The sequence below is a fragment of the Candidatus Merdisoma sp. JLR.KK006 genome (genome assembly GCF_036941035.1).
In the GTDB taxonomy this organism is placed as follows: Bacteria; Bacillota; Clostridia; order Lachnospirales; family Lachnospiraceae; genus Laedolimicola.
Genome location: NZ_JAYMNS010000016.1, coordinates 85,340 through 98,968, shown reverse-complemented (window position 1 = coordinate 98,968; position 13,629 = coordinate 85,340). Strand labels below are relative to the sequence as shown.

Sequence of the window (13,629 nt, the reverse complement as noted above, 5' to 3'; positions counted from 1 at the left end):
TTCTTAGCGAGCCAGCTCGCACAAACTCCTTGCCTGATTCTTTTTGCATGGCTCAACTAGCGCTAAAACTCCAGCACTAACGCCCTGCGTTCCGAGTCCCATTGCAGCTGGGTATCGCCGCCAGCTTTTGCCTGCATTTCTTTTTCATAGTATTCAACCCCAGTCTCTGCTAGGAGCCTTCGGTAGACAGCGTCGTACTGGAGACGTATGACATACCCTGCATTTTGATATAGTACGCGTCTGGTCATGCCTTCTTCTGACATAGTGTACAGGCAAATATCCTGAGGGTTTGCGTAGCCTGTATGGTCTCTGTCATATTCCGCTACCACAAATGCCTCTCCATCGTCCAGAACACAAAAATCCTGAATTCCTTTGGCAGCTCCTATAGGTATGGTATTTACATAGGCGCCGTCCGCCACATCCAGGCTTATGATCCCTTCCTCCGCCGAGGTGAAGTACAGGTATCCCGCTCCTGCATCCAGATATAATTTGCTGTTCCTTGGGCAATTGGCCACATGGGGGATTACTACTCCTTCTGTCTCCCGTCCCGGCTCGGGAATTTGTTGTGTAAAAAAGTCGATTCGTACTTGAGCATTGGAAGCGTTCTTTGTCTCTGTCTCAGCAATCTCCGAAACTATGGCTGTAAGTATGTCTTCTCCCTTCCAATCTACATAAAGTCGGGTTTCCTCCAGATTTTCTACCTTTCCTATAGTTCCGGAGTAGTAATAATTCAGGCGGTTAACCTCTTCCCCTGTCTCCATGTTCCGGTAATGGAGAATAAACTTATCACCCATGTAGGAATCCCATATGTCCACATTCCTTGGATAAAAACCATAGCACAAAAGCGAACCGTCCCGGCTCCATGCAGCCATAATCATAAACTGCCCTCCGGAATACCCTTCCTCATCTCCGTCCAGCAGAAGCTCCTCTTCTCCTGTCTCCAAATTCATCAAATACAGCTGTCCTCCCACATAGGATTGATCGAGCCGCATATACAGCAGGTATTTTCCATCAGGAGAGAAAAAATCTGTCTGCATTCTCTGTTGTTCTACACTTCCCTTCTCCCATGTCAGTGTTATTCCAATGGCCGCCATAAGCTCTCCCACAGGAAACAGTCCTGTGTCATAAAAGCCATAACGGTAATCCAGTGTCCGCACTCGCAGGCCGTCCGTTCCCAGCTCCGCCAAGCGTACCTTGTGCTCCCCGGCTCCCGGCAAAAAGGCCGTATAACCTCCATATAAGAGGCTGGAGTAATCCTCATTATACATTTTCCGGACCGCATAGCGATCCCCTTCTTCTCCCTCAAGAGCAACTCCCTGTTCCGTCTCTTCCTCCGGAAGCAGCATGGTCTTCGGCTCCGGAACTCTCCGGCAGCCTGCAAAAAGAGACAGGCTAAGAAAGAGTACGCTTATGCTCCATCGCAAATGTTTTCGGTTCCTCATAGGCTCTCTCCTTTCCGGCTCCTGCTCATGATATTTTCTCCTGTTTTTCGAAGGACGGAAAAAGCAGGAAGAAACCTATTCGCCCGTCGGGGCGGTTTTCCGCCCAGAGCACGCCCTTGTGCTCCCGCATAATCTTCTGGCAGATGGACAGTCCCAGACCGGCACTCCCCTGCTCTCTGGAAAATTCTTTATCCGCCCGATAGAAAGGTTCAAAAATATGCTTTAATTCTTCCTGGCTCATCTGCTTTCCCTTATTTGACACGGAGAAGAGTACACGGCCCTTCCGGTATCCTCCGGAAATCCGAATCTCGGTTCCTTCTTCCCCATATTTCACCGCATTGTCAATGAGGTTAATAAATACCTGGCGAAGCCGCTCCTCCTGGCCCCACACATAGAGATTCTGCTCCAGCTTCAGCCGGATAAATGCTCCATAGCGGTTGGCCTTGATCTCCATGGCCTCGGAGACGCTTCGAATCAGATTTCCCATATCTACCTGTGCTTTTTCTTCCCGCTCCGCCCGGTCCGCCATTTCCAGAAGCTGAATTACCATCCGATGAAGTCTTGTGCTCTCGTGGAGAATATGCTCCACCCCCTTTTCAATCAGTTCCTCATCGCCCCCCTGGTCCGCTTCAATAAGCTGGGCATAGCCCTGGATGGTGGTAAGAGGGGTTTTCAGCTCATGGGTTACATTGTTGTAGAATTCCTGGCGGCTGTTCAGAAGCTTTAGGATCTGATCCCGGTCATCCTGCATTTTCTGAATATACTGGCCCACCTTGCCCAGCATGGCGCTGTAATGTCTGGACAGCTCTCCCATCTCGTCCCGTCTGGCGGAAGAGGCCAGTCCTGCCAGAAGCTCCGTATTGACCTCGTCCTGCTCCAGATCAAGGCTCATCTGCCTGGATACCTTGGTCAGACGCTGAACGGGCTTGATAATCCGATTTAAAAGAAGAAAAATCAATACAAAGGCTGCCGCAAATACGGCTGCAGAGGCCCGGATGATAATGCCTTTCATCTGCTCTCCCTGCTGCCAGAGCTCCGTATAATCCATGCAGTAGCGAATGATACCTACATTTTTTTCAGCTACAATCACCGGCATTGCAAACCAGACCTCCAGAGTGCCTGTCTCGGAGTATACCAGGGTGAATGCCGTATTTCCGTCTACCGCCTCCTTAAGCTCTTCGGCCCCTCCCTCTTTGCCGTCGCTGTGGTTCTTCCGGTAGTTGTATGCCAGAAGCTCTCCGTCCTTGGAGTAGGCCGCCAACTCGTAGCGCCCGGAGGATCCGTACATTTCCTGCACAATTGTTTCCGCCAGATTGTCGAAGCTTTCCTCATCGTTGTTGGCGTTGTTTAATATCAAAAGCTGACGCACATAGATCTCCGTATTTTCCCGAATGGTCTGAAGCTCCCTTATGATCTGATCCTCCCGGCTTTTTTGGAGCTGCCGGTCCGATATCCAGTATAAAAAAATCCCACTGATCAGGAACACGGCAATTAGACCCACAGTCATCTGCATGCGAATCCCAAAACGAAGCCCTGTTCCATTTTCACGAGATTTTTTATGGTACATATTTATATCCCACTCCAAATACAGTCACAAGCTTGTCCCCAAGCCCTGTCTTTCGGCGCAGACGCTGGATGTGTATGTCCACGGTCCGGGTGTCACCTGCGTAGTCGTAGCCCCAGATCTGTTCTAAGAGTATCACTCTGGTAAATACCTGTCTGGGATGTTTCAAAAAATAGATGAGCAAATCGTACTCCTTCGGGGTCAGCTCCACGGCTTCCCCGTTTCGGTAGACCATGCGCTCCTGCTCGGATACGGTAAGTCCCTCTGCCGCAGGTTCCTCCTGCCGGATGCCCCGGACACGGTCAAAACGCCGCAGGATGGTGCGTACACGGGCTACCACTTCCCTTAAGTCAAAGGGCTTGGTGATATAATCGTCGGCCCCGGATTCCAGGCCGTAGAGCTTATCCTCCACATTTCCACGGGCGGTCAGCATGATGATGGGGATGTTGTACCGCTCGGTGAGCATACGGCACACGTCAACGCCGGCGATGTCCGGGAGCATCCAGTCTAAAAGCACCATGTCCGGCTCGTATTCCTCCGCCTTTTCAAGGCCGCTGCCTCCCGTGTGGGCACAGGCCACCTCGAAGCCCTCTTTCTCAAATCCGTATTTTAAAATGTCTGCTATGGGCTTCTCGTCCTCTATTACCAGGATTCGCTTCTGGTCCATCTTTTTTGCACTCCTTTTTATGAGGTACTTTCAGGCTGTTAAAAAAGTACTCAAGAATCCTGTATATCGTAGAAAATTATACCCTATGGTACCCCATTCATGCATCCTCCTAGGGGTTTGCGGACTTCGTCAGGTAAGGTATACTCTTCAGATATAATTTCTACCATACAAAAAATATGCTACACCAATGGTATAGCATATTTTTATCAAAGTTGTAAACAGATTGTATCAGATAAATAATTCCCTAATTTTTTCAACCACCGCATATTCCCGCTTCGGGGGCAGAATCTCGGAAGCTGCGGCTCTCGCTTCGGGGGATGCGTCTGCCGGCGCATAGGAATGGGGGAATATGTGCAGCATCTCCACATCATTTCCTCCGTCTCCGAACACGGCTGTCTCTTCCTTTTTCCATCCCAAATGATCGCAGAGCCAGAGCAGAGCCTTTGCCTTGGATGCTCCCCTGTCCGTTACTTCTATGACGTGATCCGCAAAGGGCGCATTCACCGCATCCGTGAGTGATTCCGCAAGGTCCGCAAGCATCCGGCCATATGGTTCGTCCTTAAGCTCCAGACCGTTGATTTTCAGCACAGGAGCATTACGAATCTCTTCTTCGGTACAATTAAAGGTAATCCGGGCCATATAGCGATCATAATAGCCGCTCTCCCGTTTGTCCAGTACTTTTTTCCGCCACATATCCCAGGCACCGTATTCCCGGATGTAGGCGTCCCGGCTCAGCCTTGTGAGGGTTCCCTCCTGGGTGATAAATTCCAGATTTGCTTTTGGGTATTCTCTTAAGAAATACTCCTTTGTCTGCCGGGAAACCTCTGTTACCAGAATGGGACGCCGCTTCGGGTCCAGAATCAATGCACCGTTCATTAAAATCAGATATACGGGCATGTGCCAAAGTCCCGGGCAGTTTTTTACGCCTTCCTCGGTCCGTCCGGTGGCAGCCGCAAAATCATAGCCTTGTTCCAGAACCCGACTGATCTCATTTTCTATCACTTGATCCCACTCAAAGCTGCCATTTAACAGGGTTCCGTCCAGATCACTTACCGCATGCCGAATCATGTCTTAATACTCCAGATTTTCGCCGTTGCTCTCGATAACTTGTCTGTAATAGTCAAAGCTGTCTTTCTTAATGCGCTTGAAGGTTCCTTTTCCATAATCGTCCATATCCACATAGATAAAGCCGTAGCGCTTGGACATCTGCCTTGTAGATTCGCTGACCAGATCAATGCAGCCCCACCAGGTATAGCCCCACAGGTCTACGCCGTCCTCGTTGATGGCGTCGCTCATGGCTTTCACATGGTCTCTTAAGTACTCACAGCGGTAGGGATCGTGAACCTTGCCGTCCTCTGCTACCACATCCTTTGCTCCCAGGCCATTTTCCACGATAAAGAGGGGCTTGCGGTAGCGGTCATACAGCTCCACCAGGGAAATGCGCAGTCCGGTGGGATCTGTCTGCCAGCCCCATTCGGAAGATGGCAGGTAGGGATTCTTCACGCCGTTTACCGTATTGCCGGGTGCCATATCAAGCCCCTCCGTATTGGCAGCCATACAGCTCGTCATATAGTAGGAGAAGGATACAAAATCCACACAGCCATCTTTAAGAATCTGAGCATCCTCCGGTGCCATCTGAATGGTGTAGCCTTTATTCTCAATCTCCTTCAACAAGTATCTGGGGTATTCTCCAAATACCTGAATATCTACATAACGGTAGATGCCTCTCATTCTCTGCTGATTGGCAAGATTGTCCTCCGGCTTACAGGTGAAGGGGTAGAAGCAGAGCTTTGTCATCATACAGCCTATCTGCGCATCCGGAAGTATTTCGTGTCCAATCTTAACTGCTTTTGCACTTGCAATCATCTGATGATGCATGGCCTGGTAAATGGCCTGCTCAAACGGCATATCTGTAAAACGATCCTCAATCAGCGCACCGCTTGTAACCGGATGACGGAGCATAGCATCTACCTCGTTAAAAGTCAGCCAATATTTCACATACTTTCCAAAACGTTCAAAGCAGACACGGGCGTATTTTTCAAAGAGATCAATTACCTCTCTGGAATACCAGCCCCGGTAATCTGTTGCCAGAACTACCGGCGGATCGTAGTGAGACAGGGTTACCAACGGTTCAATTCCGTATTTTTTGCATTCCTTGAACATATCTTCATAAAACGCTATTCCGGCTTCATTGGGCTTCTCATCCCTGGGATCTGTAAAAATCCGGGACCAGCATATGGACATACGGAATACTTTATAGCCCATTTCAGCAAACATCTTAATATCTTCTTTATAGTAATGATAAAAATCAATGCCTCTGCGTTTCGGATAATTAGCCTCCGGGCCTGCTGCCAGGGCCTCGTCCAAATCCTTGCTTGTGAATGCAAACTGCTTGGTAAAATCAGCAACTCCGACCTCTCGATAGGGCAGGCAGTCCTCGATGGTCATGCCCTTGCCGTCCTCGTTCCATGCGCCCTCAATCTGGTTGGCGGCGGTTGCGCCTCCCCATAGGAAATTTTCGGGAAATTTTAATGGTGATGTGTTGTTATACATATTTAGTTCCTCCTACTTTTTAGTTTTGCAGTGTCTCTAACAATACCTTTTTATTTTATAACAGTCAGTAAAACTTCACTCTTTGCAATCATGCCTTCCGTCTCGTTGGGAAGCACATCCAGATATTCATCGGAGTTAGTTACCAGAACGGGGGTCACCAGAGAATAGCCCTCCTTCAATATCGCCGCCAGGTCTACCTCCAGCAGAACATCCCCGGCCTTTACCTTCTGATTCTCCTTTACCTTTACCTCAAAATGCTTTCCCTGGAGATTCGCCGTATCCACTCCAACATGGATGATACATTCCACACCATCCTCAGAGGTGATTCCAACCGCATGCTTTGTAGGATAAAGGGCTGTCACCGTGCCGTCAAAGGGCGCTGTGATCACGCCGTCCTCCGGGTCTACAGCAATTCCCTTGCCCATGGTTCCGGAAGAGAATACTACATCCTTTACCTGTTCAAGCGGAATCAGGGTTCCGGTAACCGGTGCGTAGATGACTGAATTCTTCTTTTCTCCAACTGCCGCTGCCGGCTGATTCTGAGTTTTTGGCTCTGCCTTCGGCTCATTCTTTTCCTCAGAAAGGCCCATAACCATAACCAATACAAAACCAAGACCGGCTGCAACGGCCATGCCAAGGCATACGGCCCAGAAACCCTCTCCCATAAATACCGGAAGAGACAGGATACAAGAATTTACATAAGCAGTTGCACGGCCCCCAAAGGCTCCTACAATGGCTCCGCCTGCCGCACCTGCTATCATTACGGCAAGCAAAGCGTTCTTAAATTTCAACAGAATACCATATATGCCAGGCTCCGTAATTCCGATAAAGGAAGAAATTGCTGTGGATGCTCCTACGGATTTATTTTCACTCTTCTTCGCCCTTACCATAACGCCCATGCAGACGCCAAACAGTGCCAGAGTCCCCATAGTATTCATAGGAAGCAGGAAGTCATAACCAAACTGATTCAGATTTTCCATACAGATAGCACCCAGGGAAAGATGCATACCGGTAAGCACTACCAGAAGTCGGGTTCCTCCTACAATGGCACCTGCGATAATAGGAGACAAATCATAAAGGAATTTCACAATGGTTACAAGAATTCTGGAAATGTAATTTGCCAGCGGCGCAATGCCTATCAAGGTCAGTGGTGCCATAATCAACATTACGAGCATCGGAGTGAACACCAGCCGAAGCACCTTTGGAATCACCTTGTCAATCCACTTATACACAAAGCTTAGCACCAGCACCGTTAAGATAATGGGAATACTGCTTGCCGCATACTTTACAAAGGGTATGGGCATTCCCAGAAAATGAAGAGGCGCTGCGCCTTCTGCAAGTCCGGCTGTCATGGTTGGATATAGCAAGCAGCCTGCCAGTGCCATGGCGCAAGCCGTATCTGTCTTAAATCGTTTGGATGCAGACCAGGCTACCAGGAATGGAAAGAAATAGAATACACAATCCCCGGCAATAGTCAGTACCGTAATAAAATCCGAAGCCGCATCAAAACCGCAGTAGGAGGTCAGGATTGTGATAAGCCCCTTAATCATACCCGTTCCGGCCAATACGGGGATGGTAGGCAGGAAAATAGCTGCCATGGTCTCAAATAATCCCGTTGCCTTGAATTTTTTCTTCTGGGCCAGGGTTTCTTCATTGTGGATAAAGCCTGTCTGGGCTATGGCCGCATCGTATACGGCATTTACTTCATTTCCAATGATAATCTGAAGCTGCTCTGTCTGATACTGGGCTCCAATTACTCCGTCCAACGCCTTAATCTTCTCTAAATCTACCGTAGATTTATCCTTGAGATAAAACCGCAGCCTTGTTACACAGTGAAACATTTCCTTGATGTTCTCTTTGCCGCCCACTTCCTTTAGAATCTGTCCGGCCAGTTTTTTTGCATCCATAATCAGTCCGCCTTTCTTTCAATAAGTAAAATAGGAAAAAGAAAAAGACCCAAATTAAAATATCCCTGCCGATACATTAATTCAGGTCTTGCCTCCATTACAAGTAACAATCCTAAGCATTATGTTCTCTTACACGTTCAATATGAATTGTCAGATAAAGCTTTTCCTGCTCTCCAACTGAATACCCGAATTCCAAATGAATGTATTTGGCAATCCGCTGCACACATTCATAGGACTTCTTATAATTATTTTCCACAAGCTCTAATAGCTGTTTGTCGCCATCCGTAGATGTAAGAGGTTTTTTATCTATCATTCTCTGTACGAAGAACTTAAGATGGGTCACCAGACGGTAATAATCAAGAGAATCCTCCTGAAAATCCATCTTAAAGTAGTTGCGGATGATAGTCAGAGTATCCTGCACAATCCGTGTTCTTTGTATGGTGTCTTCCATGGAGCCGTTCATGCTGGCATTTACAAAGTGAAATGCGATAAAGCCTGCTTCGTCCTCCGGAAGTTCCACTTTGAAGGTCCGGTTAATAAGCTTAAGGGCCTCCATAGCCGCCTCATACTCTCTTCGGTACATCATCTTCGTTTCCGTCAGAAGCTGATTCTTAATCAGCATTCCTTCCCGGTATCTCTGAACACTGAAGTGAATATGGTCCATGAGAGAAAGATAGATATTATCATCAAAATCATGTTCCAGCTTCTTTCTGGCATTCTCTATGATCTTCTCGGTAATCTCCAGATATTCCCCGGGAATCTCACTCAGTATCTTCTGAAACCTTGCCGCCAGGTCCGGAACCTGCTGGGAAAAGATACGCTCAATCTTATCCTTCTCTATGGTATCCCCCCGTTTTTTCTGAAAAGCGATTCCGCTTCCCATTACAATAATGTCCTCTCCCTTTTCATTCAGAGAAATAACCACATTATTGTTCAGTACTTTCACTATCTTCAGAGCCATCCCTCGCTTTCTGAGTTTAAATCTCTCCTTGTCTGACGGATATATTTCCCGAAGGGACAAAAAAATACAGGCCACCAAAAGCAATCATCCTCTGCTTTCGGTATTGCCTGCTTCCCAGTAACAATCCTCATCAAGCTATGTATATGTCTTGTAAACGTCTACGTGAATATAATAACACAATAAAATTTTCTGTCAATGGGTTTTTATTTTTTTGTCGAAATTCACAATTTTTACATCCTATATTTGTGAAAAATATCCATACAATTTTCAACTGTCTCATAAAGAATATCATAACTATCCTCTGATATTTCAAAAAAGTTGGAAGCAGTTGAAAAGCTAAAACTACCTCACTTTTCAACTGCCTCCGATTATTACAATGGCTTTTCTTCAGATTTTTCCCTTATAATCTTTTCTTTTACTAGATAGTTATCTGATTCCGGCTTTCTCCTGTCTCCAACACCTCCAGCACATTCCGGGCTGCCATCAAGCTCATCTTGCTGCTGGCTTCCCTAGTTGCCGCACCTGCATGAGGCGTTAAAATACAATTTGGCAATTCATTCAGCTTACTCTTGGAAGGTTCTTCGTCCACAGTTGCATCCAGGGCTGCTGCCCGGATTTCTCCGGATTTTAATGCTTCATACAAGGCATCCTCATCGATAATTCCACCTCTTGCTGTATTTATCAGGATAGCCTCCTTTTTCATCATTCGAAGCTGCTCTTTCCCGATTAAATTCTGTGTTTCAGGTGTCAAAGGGGAGTGTATCGTAATATAATCCGACTCACTGATTAACGTATCCAGGTCTACATATTCTGCATTGCACTCACTGGCAAATGCCTCGTCCTGATACTGATCACAGCACAGAACCCGCATTTTAAACCCCATGCATCTCCTGGCTACACCTTTTCCGATTCGCCCGGCTCCTATTACCCCCAGGGTTTTCTCCCACATTTCTACTCCTGCCGGCCTAACTGCTTCTCCTTTTTTGATCCCATTATCCATAAAGGTTACATTTCTGGCGCAATTTAACATCAGTGCTACAGCCAGATCTGCTACAGAATCTCCGTTTGCTCCCGGTGTTATGGTGACTGCAATACCCTGTCTTTTGGCCGCTTCCAGATCTACTTTATCGTATCCTACTCCATAGCGGGAAATAACCTTAAGCTTTGAAGCCCCCTGCAGTAGATCCGCTTTGTAATCCTCCAATCCGGCAATCACCGCATCTGCATCCGTAAGTTCCCCCTTTAGCTGCTCCGAAATGGGTCCTTTAGATGCTTCCAGCTTCTTCACAGTACAGCCATGCTCTTCCAAAAGTTCCACCGCCTTATTATCAGCCGTTCCAAAAGATCGCGCTGTCACAAGGACCTTATATTCTGCCATAAGCTCTGTCACCTCCCTTAATTTTCATTTATGAGAGAGACTGCTTCTGCGGTCAGGCGCTCAATCTCATCAAACCGGCCTTCCTGAATCAGACTGTCTTTTACCATCCAGCTTCCGCCGCAGGCTATAATCTTTGGATTTCCCAAATATTCCTTTATATTTCCTGCATTAATTCCTCCTGTAGGCATAAAGCGAATCTGTGGGAACGGTCCTGACAGAGCTTTAATTGTATTGAGTCCTCCATACTGGGCAGCGGGAAAGAATTTTACCACCGACAGATGATACTCCTGGGCCATCATAAGCTCCGTAGGTGTACATACGCCTGGGAAAATCGGGCAGCTCTGCTTTACTGCAAATTCCGTTACAGACCGAGAGAATCCAGGCGTTACCAAAAACCTTGCCCCGGCATCCAACGCTCTTTTCGCCTGCTCTGCTGTCGTGATCGTTCCTGCTCCCACTAACATATCCGGAAGTTCTTTTACAATTGTCCGAATCGCCTCCTCTGCTGCTTCTGTCCGAAAAGTAACCTCTGCTACAGGTAGCCCTCCCGCAATCAATGCTTTCGCTAAATCTACTGCATTTTGTGCATCCTTAAGCACTACCACCGGCACTATTTTATATTTTTCTATCTCTTCATAAATATTCATGTTCTGCCTCCTGATGCCTTTTACCAGGCAAATATCCTTTGGGGATTTTCCTCTGCAATTTTCTGAATTTGCTCTTCTGTAATTCCACATTTCCTCATAGCAGGAAGAAAGGTCTCCAGAATATAAGACAAGCCTACCGCTTTTGGGTTATAAGCTTTTAACCGTTCTTGTGTGGTATCCAGAGAAAACAATAATTGTTCCTCAAATCCCCAATTTAAAATCTTTTTTATTAATTCCAGTTCTTCCTTATCACTGTGATATTTAAAACGACCTATGGTATCAAACTCCAGTGTAATTCCTGCTTTCAAAATTTTCAGAAAGCTTTCTTCTTTTTCACAGGCCCGATCCATATGGCAAAAATACACCCGGCCAGTATCCACACCCCGTTCCTGCAGAAACTCTGTCAGAATCTCCGGGGCACTCCCCTTCTCAATATGCACCATCATAGGCGCACCTGTTGCCTTCTGTGCCCCCGCCGCCGCTTCAAACAGTTCTCCATAGCGTCCTCTGAGATCGCATACATCCAACGCTGTTTTAATAATACCTGCTTTTGCTCTTATACGCTCTGGCATCCACTCTCGGTCGATGCTCACACACATTCCCTGCACAAGCTCGGATATGTAAAATTCTTCCAGTTCTTTTTGATGAATTGTGTGAATCCAATGTTCCTCCGGATAAAACTGCAGCTTATGAAAGCCTGTAGAAGCTATTATATGAATGCCGGTTTTCCTGCTGATTTCTTCCAATCCAGCCGCATCCCGATTACAGCCGCCTGGCTGTGCATCCACTACGGCCCTGCCTCCCGCCGCGCCATAGGTCTTAAGCTCCTGTATGGATTTGTCAGGCTCATCCATACACAATGCAGGATTAATTTCAAAGGATTTCCCCTTGCTGATCAAAAGGTGTTCATGGCATTGGGTAAATCCAAGTTCGCCTGGTTTCACCTCTCCCAGCACAGTATGTATCCGCCTTACCATTTCGGATTCGGCACAATCTCTGCCTTTCCCTGCCTCTCGACCACCATCTTATGATATCCTTTTGTTTCAATCGTCCCATAGTCATGACCTGCATCTGCATCAAAAGTAAAAAACATCACCAATGGCTCATTTCCAGTATTAACCGAACGGTGTGCATACCGCCGGGGCACATACAGCGCCTGTCCTTTCACCAAAGGAATTTCTATGGTATCGCCTTCCGGATTCTCCATAACCATGTACCCTTCTCCGCTTAAGGTATAATATACCTCCGCAGTCTCCAGCTTTGTATGGAAATGCCCCTTTGTCATATAATACTCCTCACCCACCAATCCCGGATAGAGAATTGTAGTGCCAAATGCAAGATCCCCTTCTCTCTCCGGAAAGCCTAATTCGTAAAACTCATAAATCAGCGGATCCTCTGTCTTCAAAATTTCTTCTGCTGCTTCTACATCGTAAAACATATCTTTCATCTGAGACAAATACCGTTTTGTCGTCTCTGCCGTTTTGGAAAATCCATTATTTAAATCAAAGTCCACCAGAAAGCTGTAATCCCAATTAAAATGATTCATTTTCTGCCCTCCTACGCATTTTTCGCTATTTCACTAAGCATCGGTATTTTGTCTGCTATATTTTCCAGATGAAATACCTCTGCTACAACCTGTGTCCAGCCATGGATAAAATAAATCCATCCATCTTCTATCACCAGTCCTTTTTCTGCTGCCTGTGCTTTTGCCTGCTCCATAAATACCAGTTCGCCCCGATAATTAATCTCCCACACCAAGCTGTCTTTCGGAAAACTGCAGGCATCCGTAAGCGGTGACCCCGGCGCATCCTTCCCCAAACCCGTGGCATTGACAATCAGTGAGCGGGGAGGCAGAGAAGCTAATATTGCATCATTATCTGACGGTGACGGAGTATGACGATATTCAAATGCAATAGCCGGATTCATGTCATTTAAAATTTCTTTGGCTGATTCCAGTCTTGGCAGACTGCGGTTGGAAATAATAATTTTCTTTGGAATATCATTTCCTGTCTTTTCCCGCCCAAAGTACAGAGACATGGCCAGAGCCGCACCGCCTGCTCCCATCAAAAAGACATTTCCGCTATTTTCCACCCAGTATTTCTCCGGCACAAAGTGCTCCAGCGCCAGGCCGCTGGAAATCGGATCCTTCGCATGACCGCAAAGTTTTCCATCTCTTTTCGATATGCCGGAAATCTCTCCAAGCTTTTGAGCAAATGGATCCAAATATTCAAAAAGATCCTTGCAGGCATTATAGAGATCAATCTTGTGTGTTGTCACCAAGGCGCCCAGAGAAAGAGGATCATTTTTAATAAATTCTACTGCCTCCCTGTACGCTTCCCCTGGAGAATGGGGCTTAAAATCAATTCCTTTGATCTCTGCATCCAGTCCCAAAGCTTCTGCCCACTTGGGAAACACACGCATAATAGAAGATTTTCCTGTAGTAACACCAATAAAATAAATTGTTGGCCTTTCAGCCGGTTTTACATTTAACATTTTTTCACCTCATTCGC

At 46.8% G+C, this 13,629-nt stretch carries 12 protein-coding genes; all 12 read right to left on the bottom strand.

Annotated features, from left to right (window positions below):
- Positions 1–62: 62 nt before the first annotated feature.
- The 12 genes from VSQ61_RS13470 to VSQ61_RS13415 all read right to left on the bottom strand — a co-directional run bounded on the left by VSQ61_RS13470 (position 63) and on the right by VSQ61_RS13415 (position 13,612).
- Positions 63–1,442, bottom strand: a complete 1,380-nt coding sequence (locus VSQ61_RS13470; RefSeq protein WP_334344937.1) for a hypothetical protein — start codon at positions 1,440–1,442, stop codon at positions 63–65.
- Between the two features lie 25 nt (positions 1,443–1,467).
- The gene (locus VSQ61_RS13465) at positions 1,468–3,009 is read right to left on the bottom strand and encodes a sensor histidine kinase (protein WP_334344936.1); all 1,542 of its coding nucleotides are present in this window, start codon (positions 3,007–3,009) and stop codon (positions 1,468–1,470) included.
- Positions 2,999–3,673 (bottom strand): response regulator transcription factor, encoded by a 675-nt coding sequence (locus VSQ61_RS13460; protein ID WP_334344935.1) that lies wholly within the window; start codon positions 3,671–3,673, stop codon positions 2,999–3,001. Before VSQ61_RS13460 ends, VSQ61_RS13465 begins: the two co-directional genes overlap by 11 nt.
- 228 nt (positions 3,674–3,901) lie before the next feature.
- Positions 3,902–4,741 carry an HAD-IIB family hydrolase gene (locus tag VSQ61_RS13455; protein ID WP_334344934.1) on the bottom strand — a complete coding sequence of 280 codons (840 nt, stop codon included), beginning with the start codon at positions 4,739–4,741 and terminating at the stop codon, positions 3,902–3,904.
- A gap of 3 nt (positions 4,742–4,744) precedes the next feature.
- The gene (locus VSQ61_RS13450) at positions 4,745–6,226 is read right to left on the bottom strand and encodes a glycoside hydrolase family 1 protein (RefSeq protein ID WP_334344933.1); all 1,482 of its coding nucleotides are present in this window, start codon (positions 6,224–6,226) and stop codon (positions 4,745–4,747) included.
- A 50-nt stretch (positions 6,227–6,276) separates the two neighbouring features.
- On the bottom strand, positions 6,277–8,133 hold the full coding sequence (locus VSQ61_RS13445) for a beta-glucoside-specific PTS transporter subunit IIABC (protein WP_334344932.1): 1,857 nt from the start codon (positions 8,131–8,133) through the stop codon (positions 6,277–6,279).
- Between the two features lie 112 nt (positions 8,134–8,245).
- Complete coding sequence (gene licT, locus VSQ61_RS13440) at positions 8,246–9,094, bottom strand: BglG family transcription antiterminator LicT (RefSeq protein WP_334344931.1); 849 nt, start codon at positions 9,092–9,094, stop codon at positions 8,246–8,248.
- Between the two features lie 418 nt (positions 9,095–9,512).
- Complete coding sequence (locus VSQ61_RS13435; RefSeq protein ID WP_334344930.1) at positions 9,513–10,472, bottom strand: phosphoglycerate dehydrogenase; 960 nt, start codon at positions 10,470–10,472, stop codon at positions 9,513–9,515.
- Positions 10,473–10,489: 17 nt separating this feature from the next.
- Complete coding sequence (locus tag VSQ61_RS13430) at positions 10,490–11,119, bottom strand: bifunctional 4-hydroxy-2-oxoglutarate aldolase/2-dehydro-3-deoxy-phosphogluconate aldolase (RefSeq protein ID WP_334344929.1); 630 nt, start codon at positions 11,117–11,119, stop codon at positions 10,490–10,492.
- 20 nt (positions 11,120–11,139) lie between these two features.
- Positions 11,140–12,075: a phosphotriesterase family protein gene (locus tag VSQ61_RS13425; protein WP_334344928.1), complete on the bottom strand. Its 936-nt coding sequence runs from the start codon at positions 12,073–12,075 to the stop codon at positions 11,140–11,142.
- A 14-nt stretch (positions 12,076–12,089) separates the two neighbouring features.
- Positions 12,090–12,665: a glucose-6-phosphate isomerase family protein gene (locus tag VSQ61_RS13420; protein WP_334344927.1), complete on the bottom strand. Its 576-nt coding sequence runs from the start codon at positions 12,663–12,665 to the stop codon at positions 12,090–12,092.
- Positions 12,666–12,676: 11 nt separating this feature from the next.
- Complete coding sequence (locus VSQ61_RS13415; RefSeq protein ID WP_334344926.1) at positions 12,677–13,612, bottom strand: shikimate dehydrogenase family protein; 936 nt, start codon at positions 13,610–13,612, stop codon at positions 12,677–12,679.
- Positions 13,613–13,629 lie beyond the last annotated feature (17 nt).